The sequence below is a fragment of the Priestia sp. HNGD-A6 genome, assembly GCF_045784335.1.
Taxonomy (GTDB): Bacteria; Bacillota; Bacilli; order Bacillales; family Bacillaceae_H; genus Priestia; species Priestia zanthoxyli.
Genome location: NZ_CP138621.1, coordinates 1143183 through 1159001, shown reverse-complemented (window position 1 = coordinate 1159001; position 15819 = coordinate 1143183). Strand labels below are relative to the sequence as shown.

The window sequence follows — 15819 nt, the reverse complement described above, 5'->3', positions numbered from 1 at the left end:
AGCAAATTGATATTCAAGAAAAAAATAGACAGAGCTCTCTTTTAATGTATTTCCTCCATATTTATCTTAAAACAGAAACAAAGATTGTACCTTAGCCCATAATTGATAACCATAGGTATCAATTATGGGCTAATTTATCTCTATGCCTTTTGAAGAAATGTTCGTTAATGGTTTTTTTATATAAATTAGATTGATTTACAATTAGAAATAAAGGTTGAAATCAAGCTAATAATCCATTTGTTTAGTACGGTTTTTTTACTATCCACTTTTTAGAGATGTAGTGTAAGAGAAAGCCTCTGTACTGATTTATAATATAGTAGCTAGCAATATAGAGTATACTTCCAAATAAGAAGCTATTAAGAATCATACCTAATAAAAAATTCTTTCCTATTTTTGCTCCTAGTTCTAGTCGATTATCTAAATCTTCATCTGTATTCTGAAGTAAAGTTTGATCAAGATCGATTGGGAATATATATCCTCCAACTACTGTATTCAAGTAAAACATCAACGGAAAGGCCCACATAAAAAACATTCCACCAATGAGTCCTGCTATGCTGTTTCCTTTACATACTTTAGCTAAACCTACGGATAGTATAAGGCCAAATCCAAAGGTAGGAACAAAGTTCACAACAGAACCTAGACTAAAACCTAGCGCAACTTTATGTGAATGATCTTTTAATCGTAATAGTTTAATAAGTAAGTATTTAAATCGGCGCTTCAAACCCGCTATTTTGCTCACATTATTCCCCCTATCCTTTACCATGCAGCCTCTATTTTTCTTTTTTATGTTCACAATTATAAAAAGGTGCTTTATTGTATGAAAGATTTAGCGGTATATACGTAAAGCAGTAAGGTCAAAGAATAGTAACTTTAACCATTATAAGTATATTTATACTTTATATGACAAAACAAATAATTACCTCCTAATAAATCAAGTGATTTTTAGAATTGTCACAAAAAATTCACAAATAGGTTGTTTCTTTTCTATTTCTCCCTGCTAAAATTTTATAGTCAAGAACAAGAAAAATATAACATCGGGGGATATACTTAGTGAAAAAGATAATTTCTTCATTAGCTTTATGCTCATCATTGATTGTTTTACCAACAATAAGCCATGCAGCTTTAGGGGACAAGCTATTAAAAGAAGGTATGACAGATCCAGACATAAAAGAATTACAGGATGTTTTAAGACAGAAGGGTATATTTTCAGCTACTTCGACTGGCTATTTTGGTTCAATTACAAAAGATTCAGTTCTAAGCTTTCAGCGTTCTCATAGTTTAACCGCTGATGGAATGGTGGGACCTAATACATATCAAGCGTTAATAGCTAATTCAACAAGTGCGGTTACAAGCAGTACACTTCTGAAATATGGAATGACTAGTAATGAAGTTGAAAAAGTACAGCAGCTGTTAAAGGAAAAAGGTTACTTTAACGCCACACCAACAGGCTATTTTGGCACAATTACTCAAACTGCCGTTATGGATTTCCAACGGGATCATGGCTTAGCTGTGGATGGAATAGTAGGTCCAGCTACTTTAAATGCCTTAAATAACGCATCTACTAGCGCCACTGGTTCTTCAACTGTTAATAGTTCAACGCAAGCGACAGCTAGTGATATTGTGGCTTATTCTAAAAAATTCATAGGGGTGCCATATGTTTGGGGCGGAACTTCTCCAAATGGTTTCGATTGCAGTGGTTTCATTTATTATGTATTTAAAAATGGAGGTGGAGTAACTGTACCGCGAACAGTAGCCACCTTGTATCAGTCAGGAAAAAGTACATCTACTCCGAATATTGGAGATATTGTATTCTTCGATACTACTGGAGGTCCTTCACACGCTGGAATTTATATTGGAAACGGGCAGTTTATTCATGCTGGAAGTTCAACTGGTGTAACTATTGCATCGTTAAGCAATTCTTACTGGGCACCTCGTTATTTAGGAAGTAAATCTATCCTCTAATAGATTACTAGTAAAAAACACAGCAATTCTAAGCAGCTGCTTGATTATTTATGTAAATAAAGTAAAAAGTCCTGATATATAGTCAGGACTTTTTATTATAGCAGCGAGCAGTGGTGTTAATATGAAGGTTGAGCTTGCTTGAAAGAATTAGAGATATGTGTCTTCTGTAAAAGCTTGTTAATAACAACCACAATAGCTAACATACACCACTTAGCGATTCAAACGTTAAACATTCCTTATATAAGCTTGTTCCACTGACTGGCTTTTATATGTTTGAGTGTATGTGTTAAACATCGAAACATTGGTAAGTATTCCTGCAGCAAGCATTAACAATGTAAGCGAAGAACCTCCAAAGCTTATAAAAGGGAGGGTGACCCCGGTAATAGGAAGAAGACCCGTGACAGCTCCAAGGTTTACAAATACTTGAACAGCCATCATAACGGAAATACCAATAGCTAACAGTGCTCCAAAAGGATCACGACACTTAATAGCTGTTTTTAATCCTTTAAAAATAATAAAAAACAGTAGCCCTAATACAAGAAGTACACCCCAAAATCCCAGCTCTTCTGCGATAATGGCCATAATAAAATCCGTATGTGATTCAGGCAAGTAGCCCGTTTTTTGAATGCCTTGGCCCAGCCCCATACCCAATATTCCTCCATTTCCTATAGCTACATAGGAATTAACAAGTTGATATCCATCGCCTTGTTGATTTTCAAAAGGATGTAAGAATCCAGTAAAACGAGCTAAACGCCCCGGAGAAAACAAAAGGTCCATGTTTCCGGTTACTAATAAAACGGCTAACATAACAAGTGTTCCAATTACGCCTAATAAACTAATTTTTAAAATGGATTTTTTTGAAATGCCTGAACATAACACAATAGCTGCAACTGTTCCTAAAATAAGCAAGGCTCCGCCATAATCAGGCTGCAAAATAATTAAAAAACAAATAAAAAGCACAACCAGCATAGGTGGAAGAATCGACCTTTTTAAATCATTGATATACTCTTGTTTGTTTGCAAAAACAGCAGCTAAATAGATAATGAGCGTTAATTTTGTTATTTCTAACGGCTGAATAGCAATAGGCCCAATTTTAAACCAACTTTGTGCATTACCTGCTGTATGTCCAAAAGCTAAAACTAAAATAAGGAGTGCAACAGCGACACCTAATAAAATTTTCAATACTGCTTTTTCCTGATAAATTTTATACGGAACGATAGCCGCTAATGTGAATATGATAAAGCCTGCTATAAGAGCAAGCTTTTGTTTTTTATAAAAATAATCCCCAGATACACCATAACGACTAATCGCTGTTACCATGCTGGCACTGTAAACCATAATTAAACCGATTAGGCTTAAAACAACTAACGCAGCAATAAATTTGTAATCGTAACACTTTAGAATTTTTTTGAACATAAAAACTCCTCCTAAAAAAACCACCTAATAACGGCTATATACAAGAGAGAAAATAAAAAAATACACATATATTTCAATACTTTCATACGAATCTTTAGGTCTGAATTTATCTCTTTAGCTATTTTTTTACTAGTCATTGTATTACCTCACATCCTGATCAAACATATAAGCCTTTGATCGAAAGCTTATATTTAATACTAGTCCCATCAAAAACATCGTACTCATTAACGCACTTCCTCCGTAGCTTATAAACGGCAGTGGTATTCCCGTTATCGGAAGAAGGCCTATACACATGCCCACATTTTCTAAGACATGAAAGAAAACAATTGAAATAACGCCGGTACAAATGTATGTAGAGAATTGATCTTTCGTCTGAAATGCGACGGTAATAATTTGGTAAATAAGCACCATAAATAAGAAAAGGATAAGGCTAGTTCCTACGAAGCCGTAACTTTCTCCAATTGCACTAAAAATAAAGTCTGAATGTTTTTCAGGAACATATACTGAAAACTTTGATGTATCTCTTCCTGAAATGGATCCTGCACCTATTGCTTTTAACACTTGCATATAGTTGTAAGACAAGCTGTTTGCATAAGATTCCGGATCAAACCACGCATAGATACGATCAAACTGATAGGATTGAACGTGCAAATATTTTTCCAACATTTTTGGGTGGTTCAAAACCATATATAAAATACCTGAAGCGATTCCTATAATAGAAGTAAAGGTAGGAAGAATGAGCTTAAAACTTACCCCTGAAACGAATATCATGACAAAGAATAAAAAGATCATCACAAGTGCCGTTCCTAAATCGGGCTGCTGCATAATAAGAAGAATAGGGACAGCTAACGTAGCTCCTAGCTTTCCAACGAGTAAAACATCGCTTCTTATATCTCTTACGCGAAATTTTTCGTTGTGATTTCGTATCACTTTACTAAATGCTAAGATTAAAGAGATTTTTGTGAATTCCGAAGGTTGTATCGATCCAATACCAGGAAGGACGAACCAGCTTTTTGCACCATTTTTGACAGGAGCAATACTTTGAGGAGAAACGATGAGTAAAATAAGGATAAAAATATTTAGCCCATAAAAGAACCATGTGAATTGGTCCCATTGTTCCTCATCGGGCCTCATGGTGAGGAAGATAATTCCAATACCTACTGCGTACCATTCGACTTGTTTAATTACAAAGTTTGTAGAATACTGTCCTGTTTTTTGCGCGTTATAAATAGCTATACAGCTAATGATAAAAAACAGCAGCAGTGTAAAAGCGAGACCATAATTAAAGCTTTCCGACTTCTTGCGTTCCATCTTTAAAACACCTTTTCTTTATTAAATTTCTATTCCAATCACTGAACATAAGTTTCTCTAATATATGTAGAATTAAAAAAACATCAATAAAATAGATTTCTTCTCATGATTTATCCCAAACCTCCAATCTGTTTTACCTGTATTTTTTATATAAAAGGTCTACCAAGGGATAGCCTGTATAATTAAAAGCGTTTAATAGTCCTAATTTAATGAAAAAGCTATTTTTTGACTTCAACTTATTTTTTTTGTTGAATACTATAAATTTGCCTAAAGGAAACTTTTTGGGCGTAAGAAACCCTTTAAAATAAAATTTTAACTTAGAAGAGACTGAAATGCCTATATACGCTAGCAAATCATATAGTTTAGTTGAATCCTGATTTATTTTTCCTTCAGGAAACAGTTTAACATCAAGGAAAAATATTTGTCTAATAAAAAACTTAGAATCTTACTAAAGATTAAAGTGCACTGGCTCAATGAATATAGAAAGCTATGATGTAGTTAATTCTCTTTTAACTCAAAAAGCTGACCATGATGGTCAGCTTTTTAGGTTAATAAATAAATTATTTTGCTTGCTTCTTGTGTCATCGTGATTTTATCATAGGAAAATGAAAAATAAGTGAAAATATAAATATTAATACAAATAAGTAAAAATATTAAGTTTATAGAAATTTAAGGTGATATATAAAAATATTTAGAAAGAATGTTTGTTAAAGTTTTACCTTTTAACTTTTATATAAAAGCTGTGATTACTTGCAGCGCGCAAAATTTTTTTGAAGATTACCTTTTTATTTTTATGAATATTGAGCTTTATGATACGATATGAAGTGAACTTTTTAAATGAGGGTCTATATGCAAAAAATTAAAGGTAAAAGAGTAAAGATCAGTATATTCATGCTGGGATTAGGGATGATTTTTTTCCTGTTTGCCGGGAAAGAGCTTGTAGTGAACGAAAAGCCTGTAAAATCTGACGTGATTATTGTGTTAAGTGGTGATAATGATCGACTGGAGAAAGGAATTGAATTATATAAAAAAGGATATGCGTCTCATTTGATCCTTTCGAATGGTCAAGAGAATAATTTTTATCATCAAGCCAAAGACTCTGGAATACCAGAGGATTCAATTATATTAGAAAATCACGCTACAAGTACTATGGAAAATGCTAAATTTACAAAAAAGCTAATGATGAACTATCACTTTCAATCCGCTATCGTTGTTTCTTCAAACTACCATATGAAAAGGGTAGAAAAAAACTTTAATAAAGAATTTAAGGATACCAAAATACAATTAACCTATTGCTCTAGTGGAAGTCGTTATTATAATCCACAGAGATGGTGGGAAACTGCTTTAAATAGAAAAGTTACTTACACAGAATACGTCAAACTTATTGGCAATTATTTTGGTTTTAGCGGAAAGAAATCTAAAGAATTATTAAGAGAATTTATTTAACAAAATAGCAAAAAGTCCATAGGGAATGCCTCTATGGACTTTTTGCTATTTGAAATTCCGGCTAGTTTAACATAGTCTTGTAAGCTCATATGAAACGGAATGATAGTGGATTATTTGTTTAACATAAAGGAAAGCACGGTGCCCCATATAAAGATTACTAAATAGAATAACCTTTGCAGCAGACCGGTAGGCATAGGAACAAAAAATACAAGCATAATGAGTAGGAGAATGATTAGTAGGGAAATTAAGCAGCCATAAGTCCAATACTTGCCGCTGCTTAAAGATGATGCATACATCCAAAGACCAGCTAAAACAGTAACCATGCCAAGCTGAGCAAGTATTGAATGCCAAAATAAATGTATATCAGCCGGGATAAAGCCTGAAACAATATTACCTAAAGCTAATATAAGAATAAAAGCTGTTGCTAGTTGGCTTTTTCTCGTTTTCTTTAGGTTTTGTGAAATGTACAAAACACCAATTGAAAGTGTCAATCCGTTTATAATAAACAATACGTTCATCCAGAAATGGTGAGGAGAGCAAATTTCATGAGGTGCAATTGAATAGGTGTAGTTTCCACAAGAAGTTACACCAAGATCACTCATTGCGTGATGTAAAAAACTGTAGGGAGCAGTTGAAGTCAAAATAAAGAAAGGTTCAACTAAAAAATACAAGCAAGTAGCAAACCAGCTTAAAATGCCAACCTTTTTTGATATATACAGAATTATCACCTCTTAAAAAGCGTTATATACGAATTTTATATCCAAATAATGTTAAAAAGAATGCCCTTGAAGCCTATTTTTATGTAGGACTTGGGGTTGATGTGAGGAAGGAGGACAAAGTGTTTAACTTGGAGGTGTTTAGGAAAGCACCTCTTTACTAATGCTTTGTAGCGCTAGAGAGGTCCAAAAGCAGCTTGATTAGAAATGTATAACGCTGATTATACGGCCTGACTTACATGGAGTTTAATGTATCCAAAACGCGGTGGCATTCAAGATGTTTTCTCTAGAATTTAATAATCTGCTGTTTTTTGAATATCTACATCATATTCATGTGCAAATGTTTCTAATTCCTTAAAAACATTTGGTGGATTAAATAATGCTATTCGCATATTCCACCCGTTTTCTACTTTTACTACTGCTAATTTTGATTTCCAACTTAACCGTTTAAATACAATTCTTTTAATGTCCCTGGGTTTAACGGTTTTTGCATATACTTTAAACCATAATATATATATTCTATAGGTTAAAGTATCTCTGTCTATCTGAAATTCATATCGGAGAAAAAGGGAAAGAAACAAGCAAAGGATAGCCAAAAGGTGTAAAAAGGCAAGTTCTTTATGTTGAACTGCTTGAATGAGTAATAAAGTATTTAAAAGTAATAAAGGATAAACAACAGTTTTTTGAGCGGTAGCTTTAAATAACATAAAGTCTCCTTCCTTTAGTAAATAAGCCAACTTATTTTTCTTCTATGATATTATTTAGTTATTGATTTAGATTAGATTTATATTGGGAGGTCTTTTATATGTATAATACCATTTCAGATTTTATCAAAGAATGGAACAACGAAGCCATGCTGACTCAAAAAGTTTTAGATAGCTTGACAGATGATTCGTTGAAACAACAAGTGTATCCTGAAGGGCGTACGTTAGGGAGAATTGCTTGGCATTTTACAACAAATATTCCAGATTACCTAACTGAATTCGGATTAAGCATAGACAGAATTGAAAGTACAGCAAGCGTTCCATCTTCAGCACAGGAAATCGCTATAACTTTTAAAAATGTAAGTTCTTATGCTGCTAAAATTATTGAACAGAAATGGACAGATGAATCTTTAGAACATACGCAAGAAGCGTTTGGAAGAACCCAATCAAATGCCACAATCTTAATGGGACTAATCAAACATATTGTTCATCACCGAGGTCAAATTACCATTCTTATGCGTCAAGCAGGCCTAAAACCTGCTGGAGTTTATGGGCCTCCAAAAGAAGATTGGGTTCATTTAGGTGTGGAAAATCCACCGCTTTAATAATATCAGGTAAATAAAAAAGAGGCTGCCTGGAAAATACTATAAAATTATTTTCCAGGCAGCCTTTACGTAAAACCTAATTAATCATTTAGTGCTTACTCTGAAAAAGATTTTGAGTAATGTACAACACCTTGCACATTTTTTAGAGATCCTTCTGTTAACTCTATGGCCATAAAAAATTCTTCAGGCACGTCAAATGGAGCATATATATTCCATGAGCTAGCTGGTTTAAATCCAAACTTAGGATAGTAATCTTTGTGCCCTAAAACAATTACTGAATGATAACCAAGCTCTTTTGCGCGTTTTAACGCAGCGTGTATTAGTTGGCTCCCAGCTCCTTGTTTTTGATACTGAGGTGCAACTGAAACTGGAGCAAGTGCTAAAGAAACGGTAGCGTTATCACCATCTATAATTGTTATTTTAGATAGAAGAATATGGCCTATAATATCTGCTGCATTCGGATTTAATGCGACTAGTGAAAGTTCAGGAATAAATTCATCTGACTTCCTAATTCGTTTCACAAGTAAATGTTCTTTCTTATCGCTGTATTCTTCATTTAAAAAAGCGCTTTTCACAACTTTTTCAGTTTCATTATATTCTTCAGTGAGTTCTTGTTTAATTAAGATATCCATTTAGAGTCTCCTATCAACTTGCTAAATTACCGCTTTTTATACTCCATAAATGGGGCTTCCTTTATGCACACATTCATTAAGGAAGCTTACTCACCCAGCTCTAAGCATAAGTTTAACAAACAAAAACCTCCAAAATTAGTATGTATATATTTTACAGTGTTGTATTTTGTGAGTCCACCTTTAATACATAATATTTGTTTATTGATTATGGTAAAATACACTATATATGTTAAATTGAAGTATGTAAAGAAGGTGTAATGTCTGGTGTTGAAATTATTATTTATAAGTCTAGTAAGCTGTTTAATCATTTATATTGGGAAACGTGTATGGAAAAAAGGTAGTACTAATTTTATTGCTGGATATGGAAAGATATTTACACCTAAGGATGAAAAGCAGCTCGCTAAAGGAATTGGACTTATTATTATGTTGTTTGGCTTTGAAACTATAATATTTCCCATTCTTTCTTTATTTTTTGAAAGGCTTGGCTTTTATTATGGATTGCTGGTTGTATTAAACTTCTTCGCTATATTTGGATTTATGATAAAGGATCAGGTGCAAAGAGAAACCTAAAGGGGGAGAAAACAATCAATAAAAATATTCGGCTTATGATTGGTTTAATCGGCACTATTATCCTGTGTTTTTATGGAATAAGAGGTTTATTCATGCATGAAACAATACCGTTTTCTTCTTATCTCTTTGCGGTAGGTGGAGCTATTTCTACAATTGCTCTTATCTGGGAATTAAAAAAGAAAGATGCAGCTTAAATTGAAAGGAGTGATGATGTGAAAAGACGATGGATTTCCTGGTGGATAGCTAATATAATTTGGATCATACTTTTCGTCGTAGGAACAGCTGTTGTCTGGACAAGAGAAGTGGATGGAGCGGGTGTTACCCAAACACTAGAGCTGAAATTGTTCGCATTTATAGTGTTGCTAATCGCATTTATTTTCCCTTTGATTATTCAAGTTATGTGGCTAATTATTAATTTAAAAACTAGTAAGCATGTACTATAGAAAATAGGAATGATGTTATGAAATAGAAAGGGTGATATGTATGCAAAGTAAAAAGTGCTCTAAATGTGATTCATCTCTAACCAAAGCCCGTATTCAATCATCACCTGGTACGGTAGGTATAAATAAAACACCGAGCAGGGTATTAAATAACGATCACCATTACAGTGAATTAATATTTTATGTTTGTTCAAGCTGCGGTTATGTGGATTTTTATGTGGAGGAGCCTAGAAAGTTTGTTTAATAGAACTTTTAGGATTGTTCGTTTTCGAATACATTATGATACGTCACTGAACTTGGTATATCGCCTAATGTCAATTTTAATTAAAGGGTAGAAAATGATTTCCGGAGGCTATTATGAAGAGAACACTTAGTTTTCTGTTAGTAGTTTATTTAACCGTTCTAACTGCATGTAATCAAGAAAGTACAGGAACGAATACAGAAAGTTCTTCTGCTATCATTGTTGTAGTTGAAAACAAGGAATATAACGGAACAGAAGATAAACTAGATCAAAAGCAGGAAATAGGAGACCAAATAGGAACAATAGAAAAGAAAACCAAAGCAACTAAAATGCCTGCAGGTAATAATCAATCAAACTATTTTACAGTTGGTTCAGAAATCTATTCAGTAAAAGGAACAGAGGATTATATTATAGTTAAAGATAAAGATCATAAAAGTCAGTTAATGAAAAAGGTAGTCCAAAAAAGGTGAGTGTTATCGAATATTGTCAAACAAGATTTTAAGTCTCTTAACGAATATAAATATTATCTTGATACATTCCGCTTTTCCACCAGGAGTATTTGTCTTACCCTTCAATCAACTGCTAGAAAGACCTAAACAAATGAAGTCTGCGTTTAGCTTAATAAAAAAACAAACTACTAATCGCTTGATCAATAGCTCGTTTTTTACTTCATCTAAAATACTTTTGTCTCAACCTCTTTTTTCACCAGAATCTCTACTTCCGACTTTCTTATTCCCGAAAAAGAACTTTCCTGACACTGTTTTTCTGACCCCGAAATAAGTTCAACTAGATAAAAAAATTGTTGATATGTGTAAGTTTTTGATGATAAATCAGTTGAACTGAAGGATTGAAAATCTACCTTTTCTTTTGTATAATAAGTTCAACAGAAGTTCAACTAAAAAAAGAGGTGTATAGAGATGAAAATTTCACGTTTTAATAAAGACTGTGGGAACTCAGTCGATATGAATATCATAGATGGATATCTATTTGATTTCCAAACCAACGTAGTAGAACTCCAAAAAGAAGCTGCTGATTCATTCTTCACAGATGCTGTTACAGCACCAGAGGAATTTAAAAAGCGCATCTTATTATCTACAACCATTGGAGAGGAAGAAAAAGAACGTTATTTCTTAGTGGGTGACATTGCCGCCAGCCAACAATTAGCAAACAATCATATTAATCGTTTACATAATAAAATTACAAGTCATATTCCATACGTAACATTTTTAGCTGCCGTCGCATACTACCACGCGTTACATACAAAAGATCAAAAGGACAACAACATCCAGATTGACTATTTCTCTACAATGTTACCAATTTGGTTACTAAAAAAAGAAAGTACGTTTGGTGAAGCGCAAAAGGCTATGGCAAATCGCTTTGTAGGTGAGCACACTTTTTATATCCATACCCCAGGATTTGAAAAAGAATTAAAAGTATCTGTGGAAGAAAGTGTTTGTTTAAAAGAAGGTGAAATCGCACGTTTTGCGTTAAAGAAAGACCTAACGCTTCAAGACCGTGAAGATGCTAATGAATATGTGGAATGTGAAACCGTAATGATCGATATCGGTGGAGGATCCATTGATGTTGTAATCTTACCTGAAGGGTTGAAGGCTGCGAACAGTCGTGAATCGTTCCAAAGTATCGAGGGTATTCCCTACTTAGCACATATCGATAAGTTACGAAAAGAGAAATTCCCAGAGTTGTTTACCGATTTACGCGCTTTTGATCAATTTATTTTAGATAACTACAGCAAACAAAAGTTTGAACTAAAAAATGAAAACACAGGTGAATCCATTGATTTAACAGCTCAAATCAAATCTTCTCTAAGAGATTATGTAGAGATCTTACTAGCTAAGTTAAATGACGTCGCCCCACCACCAGCAAATAAAATCCGAAAATATGTATATAGTGGCGGTGTCGCTCCTACATTAGAAGTAGCGATTATGAATAGCATGCGTGAAAAAATTGGCGAAGAACGCACAGAGAAATATCATAAAGTGCCTGAGGATAGCCGTCACTTAAATTTATTCGGCTTAGAAATCCGAAGCATGGGGTACCTTCAAAAGAAACAAGCCGAGAAGAAAGCCGTTAAATCCTAACAGCGCAGGTGATAACCATGTCAGAGCGTCAAAACGCCTTTACGATTAAAACTAACCAGTTGAGTGATGAAGTCTATGATATACTTGCAAAATATGCAAAGTCTCGAAAATTAGGGGACTATATTTCATCTCTAATTGTTCGTGACCTTCATAGTTCATCTTCCAATCAAGTAGAAGCAGGACACAGAACAGAAGAACTTCTTGAACATATCAATTCCGAACTACGGGAATTAAAGAAATTAGCTCAGTCCAACGGGTTTGTGAGTAAACAAGAGGAGACAGAAGAGAAGCCTTCAGAAAGCCACCAAACCTTCAAAGAAGGTAAGGTTGCAGATCTAGAGCAATTATCCGGGTCATTAGATGATGATGATTTAGAGGAATATAACGATTTTTAATTTAAAAAGCTATTGGTATGTGGGACGAGACTGTCCCACATACTAGTGGCTTTTTTTGCTTTCAATATGCCTATTCGTTTTTGATACATTATCATATGTACAAAAAACGTGTTAAAACTAAAAAAATGGGAGGAAACAGTTTATTTATGGATAATAATAATTAGCACGAGTACTTTTATTTATTTTAAATTTGCTTTGTCTCAAGAACATTAATAATTAAGTTTAGGTATTCTAAATACCATGTCGAAGCTCAATCACACCATGAAGTGTTATATAGAAGGAATCAGCACAATCATGTACTAGTAAACAAACATGATATGTGAATAGGTAGGGGGATAAATATGAAAAAGTTCTATCTTGGTTTTTCCGTTATTTGTTTGGTGTTTATCATTTCCGCTTGTTCAAAAACGGAATATGTAAACAATGTTGATTACTTAAAATTACAAAAATCGGAGGTAATGTTAACAGATGATAAAAAAATCGTTGGGGAAATGATAGTACCTGATAAAAAGAATAAAAGTAAACGTATCGTTCCAACGGAGTTACACTATACATTCACGATGGAAAATAAGTCTAATAATATTATGGCTCTCTCTGATCCTGTTAAAACAAACATTCGCATAGAACCAGATAAGGAGTTAGTATCAGCTGTAAAAGAAGCAATTGGTTCAAATATTTATAAGATGGATAACAATAAGTTAGGGGTTGGCATGAGTATAGGAGAAATTCCATCTAAAGGAACAAGTAAATTCACTCTTAATTATACGTTAGGAGCAAAGGAAAAAAACAATGAATTACCTCTTTTACCAACTGAAGAAAAACTAAAAAAGCTACAGGCTAATGCATTAAAAGGCACACTCATTATCTCTCAAGACGACAAGGATATTGCGGAGTTTAGGTTAGATTCAAGCCAATAACCATGATTTTAAGTTTAAATAGGTTAATAGCTCGCTAACTCTGTATATCGTCAGCGTTAGCGAGCTATTGTTTTTATATTTATACGCTTGTATGTGGATTTACTTTTTCCAAAAATAAAATTGATTAGCCTTACTTATTTGGTTACGATAAGCGCTCGAATAATTTCATTCCAGTAGTATTTGAAGCTTTTTTCACTTGTTTCTTTTTGCGTGAGGCTAATTGATTCTTTTGTATTTTCTTTTTTTATAGTCATTATGATTTCCCCTTATCTCTTTATATTTAGTATGTTGTGGTTTGATTTACCATATTTTATAATGAAATTAATGATCGTTACAGATGAACATTCCGATTGAATCAATCGGAATATCCGATTATATAGAGGTGAGGAAAATCGAAATAAAACAACTGATTACATTTAAAACAGCTGCAGAAAATTTAAATTTTACCTATACGGCTAAAATTTTAAACTTTGCTCAATCAAGCGTTACCGCTCAAATAAAAGCTCTTGAAAATGAACTTGAAACGCCTTTATTTGAACGTCTCGGAAAGCGCTTGGTTTTAACAGAGGCAGGCAGAGAATTTAAAAGGTACGCCGATAAAATGATTCAACTGACTAAGGAAGCAAAAAATGCTGTAAGTGGAGTGGAGGAACCTGCCGGTACACTTATTATTGGGTCTTCTGAAAGTCAGTGTACATATAGATTGCCTCCAATATTAAAAGAGTTTAAGGATCAATTTCCAAAGGTTAAAATGATTTTTAAGCCTATTTACTCTCAAGCACAAACAAGAGCGCAGCTGCTAGACGGAACTCTTGATATCGCCTTCACAATGGAGCCTATTCAGCATCATGATGCAAATCTACATACGCAATGTCTTGTTGCAGAAAACTTAAAAATTATTGCTTCTCCTCAGCATCCTTTAGCTGATAAAGCGGAAATCTACTTAGAAGATCTTGAGAATGAGACTCTTTTGTATACCGAATCAGGATGTTCATATCGTGTAGTATTGGAAAACTTGTTTCGTGAGGCGGGTATTTGTACATCAACTAAATTTGAATTTGTAAGCGTAGAAGCTATTAAGCAATGCGTTATGCTAGATTTAGGTATTGCCATATTGCCCGAAGTAGTAGTAAGAGGAGAGCTAGAGAACGGCATATTAAAAGAATTGGCTTGTACTAAAGTTGATACGCCTCTTTATACACAAATGTTTTGGCATAAAGATAAATTTATGTCTCTTCCTTTACAATCTTTTATTCAATTGGCTTGTAGTACTTTTGGGTTAAAGTATAAGGGGATTGAAAGTAAGAATCTCTAGGTACATTATGCTGACTAAAGAATTACACAGGATACATAAAATAATCTAATATCTTTCCTAATAAGATAAGAGGTGAAGGAAATCTTCATTTCTTCACTAATATATAGATGAACCTTAATAAACTAGATTTTAATTGGTGAAATCTGAGTTAGGAGTTGAGTTAATTTGAAAATGGGAGTAAATCAAATTGAACTAAATGGTTTAACATTTCAATATCGAGAGTCGGGCGAAGCTTCGGCACCCGCTATTATTGCACTTCACGCTTTGGGAATGAGTGCAGAGTCGTGGGATGAAGTAGCGGCTGTATTAGGAGAGGAATATCGATTTTTAGCTTTAGATCAGCGAGGACACGGTGGAAGTGAAAGAACCGGCACCTATACGTTTGAACTTATGTGTGATGACTTACTTCAGTTCGTAAATGCCATGAATTTGGAGCGCTTTACGTTGATTGGGCATTCTATGGGCGGTACGGTGTCCTATCTTTTTTCTGAAACATTTCCAGAAAGGGTAGATCAATTGATTGTTGAAGACACTCCTCCACCTTTTACAGGAGAAAAGTTCGAAATTCCTGCCAAACCGCCTGGTTCTTTACCTTTTGACTGGGAGGTTGTACCTTCAATCCTTCAACAGTTAAACAACCCCAATCCTAAATGGTGGGGAAGTCTTACAGAGATAATTGCACCTACTCTCATCATAGGAGGAGGATCCAGCCATATCCCTCAAGATAAATTGCAGGAAGTTTCTAAGCGCATTCCAAATTGTAAATTAGTAACGATAAAAGGGGCTGGACATGAGGTGCACGCAGGAAACTTATCCGCTTTTTTAACTGCTGTGAAAAGCTTCCTTGCTTCTTGACTTTCTGGAGCTTTTATTTAATTTGAAAGTTTGGTTAAGTAAATAGAGTTTTTAAAAGTTATTAAACTTTTATAGAAAGGGAGACTATACGTTAGTCTCCCTTTTAACCTGTATATATGTTAATATATAGATTATATGTAATAAAATTCATAATTAAATAATTTTTGTGGAAGATAAATAAATGCTCATCTAATG

General features: G+C 33.8%; 17 protein-coding genes. 11 read left to right on the top strand and 6 right to left on the bottom strand.

Annotated elements, in window-relative coordinates; all coding sequences use genetic code 11:
• Positions 1-241: 241 nt before the first annotated feature.
• The gene (locus tag SCI76_RS05965) at positions 242-739 is read right to left on the bottom strand and encodes a DUF2062 domain-containing protein (protein ID WP_407545087.1); all 498 of its coding nucleotides are present in this window, start codon (positions 737-739) and stop codon (positions 242-244) included.
• A 311-nt stretch (positions 740-1050) separates the two neighbouring features.
• Between SCI76_RS05965 and SCI76_RS05960 the strand changes: the two genes are divergently transcribed.
• Entirely contained in the window at positions 1051-1962 is a 912-nt protein-coding gene (locus SCI76_RS05960) for a peptidoglycan-binding protein (protein ID WP_310884326.1), read from the top strand.
• 225 nt (positions 1963-2187) lie between these two features.
• Here the strand turns inward: SCI76_RS05960 and SCI76_RS05955 are convergent, their stop codons facing one another.
• Complete coding sequence (locus SCI76_RS05955; RefSeq protein ID WP_048018614.1) at positions 2188-3378, bottom strand: FtsW/RodA/SpoVE family cell cycle protein; 1191 nt, start codon at positions 3376-3378, stop codon at positions 2188-2190.
• A gap of 141 nt (positions 3379-3519) precedes the next feature.
• Positions 3520-4689: an FtsW/RodA/SpoVE family cell cycle protein gene (locus tag SCI76_RS05950; protein ID WP_045291319.1), complete on the bottom strand. Its 1170-nt coding sequence runs from the start codon at positions 4687-4689 to the stop codon at positions 3520-3522.
• Positions 4690-5538: 849 nt separating this feature from the next.
• Here SCI76_RS05950 and SCI76_RS05945 point away from each other — a divergent pair.
• Positions 5539-6135, top strand: a complete 597-nt coding sequence (locus SCI76_RS05945) for a YdcF family protein (protein WP_048018615.1) — start codon at positions 5539-5541, stop codon at positions 6133-6135.
• Between the two features lie 110 nt (positions 6136-6245).
• Here the strand turns inward: SCI76_RS05945 and SCI76_RS05940 are convergent, their stop codons facing one another.
• Both SCI76_RS05940 and SCI76_RS05935 read right to left on the bottom strand, forming a co-directional pair.
• A complete protein-coding gene (locus SCI76_RS05940) occupies positions 6246-6854 on the bottom strand; it encodes a DUF998 domain-containing protein (protein WP_196763245.1) in 609 nt (202 codons plus the stop codon).
• A 290-nt stretch (positions 6855-7144) separates the two neighbouring features.
• Positions 7145-7558 carry a hypothetical protein gene (locus SCI76_RS05935; protein WP_048018616.1) on the bottom strand — a complete coding sequence of 138 codons (414 nt, stop codon included), beginning with the start codon at positions 7556-7558 and terminating at the stop codon, positions 7145-7147.
• Positions 7559-7656: 98 nt separating this feature from the next.
• Here SCI76_RS05935 and SCI76_RS05930 point away from each other — a divergent pair, with 98 nt between their 5' ends.
• Positions 7657-8160 carry a DinB family protein gene (locus SCI76_RS05930; RefSeq protein ID WP_407545086.1) on the top strand — a complete coding sequence of 168 codons (504 nt, stop codon included), beginning with the start codon at positions 7657-7659 and terminating at the stop codon, positions 8158-8160.
• A 95-nt stretch (positions 8161-8255) separates the two neighbouring features.
• Here SCI76_RS05930 and SCI76_RS05925 read toward each other — a convergent pair whose 3' ends face one another.
• Entirely contained in the window at positions 8256-8792 is a 537-nt protein-coding gene (locus SCI76_RS05925) for a GNAT family N-acetyltransferase (protein ID WP_028413882.1), read from the bottom strand.
• A 264-nt stretch (positions 8793-9056) separates the two neighbouring features.
• On the opposite strand from SCI76_RS05925, the gene SCI76_RS05920 reads away from it, so the two are divergent.
• The 8 genes from SCI76_RS05920 to SCI76_RS05885 all read left to right on the top strand — a co-directional run bounded on the left by SCI76_RS05920 (position 9057) and on the right by SCI76_RS05885 (position 15624).
• Positions 9057-9362 carry a hypothetical protein gene (locus tag SCI76_RS05920; RefSeq protein WP_168760564.1) on the top strand — a complete coding sequence of 102 codons (306 nt, stop codon included), beginning with the start codon at positions 9057-9059 and terminating at the stop codon, positions 9360-9362.
• A 212-nt stretch (positions 9363-9574) separates the two neighbouring features.
• Positions 9575-9805, top strand: a complete 231-nt coding sequence (locus SCI76_RS05915; RefSeq protein WP_168760566.1) for a DUF3923 family protein — start codon at positions 9575-9577, stop codon at positions 9803-9805.
• 354 nt (positions 9806-10159) lie between these two features.
• Positions 10160-10513 (top strand): hypothetical protein, encoded by a 354-nt coding sequence (locus tag SCI76_RS05910; RefSeq protein ID WP_048018620.1) that lies wholly within the window; start codon positions 10160-10162, stop codon positions 10511-10513.
• Between the two features lie 447 nt (positions 10514-10960).
• Positions 10961-12142 (top strand): membrane protein, encoded by a 1182-nt coding sequence (locus SCI76_RS05905; RefSeq protein WP_048018621.1) that lies wholly within the window; start codon positions 10961-10963, stop codon positions 12140-12142.
• Positions 12143-12159: 17 nt separating this feature from the next.
• Complete coding sequence (locus SCI76_RS05900; RefSeq protein ID WP_014460728.1) at positions 12160-12537, top strand: hypothetical protein; 378 nt, start codon at positions 12160-12162, stop codon at positions 12535-12537.
• A 341-nt stretch (positions 12538-12878) separates the two neighbouring features.
• Positions 12879-13454 (top strand): hypothetical protein, encoded by a 576-nt coding sequence (locus tag SCI76_RS05895; RefSeq protein ID WP_168760568.1) that lies wholly within the window; start codon positions 12879-12881, stop codon positions 13452-13454.
• A gap of 391 nt (positions 13455-13845) precedes the next feature.
• Entirely contained in the window at positions 13846-14769 is a 924-nt protein-coding gene (locus tag SCI76_RS05890) for a LysR family transcriptional regulator (protein WP_176344782.1), read from the top strand.
• 165 nt (positions 14770-14934) lie between these two features.
• Positions 14935-15624 carry an alpha/beta fold hydrolase gene (locus SCI76_RS05885; protein WP_168760572.1) on the top strand — a complete coding sequence of 230 codons (690 nt, stop codon included), beginning with the start codon at positions 14935-14937 and terminating at the stop codon, positions 15622-15624.
• Positions 15625-15819 lie beyond the last annotated feature (195 nt).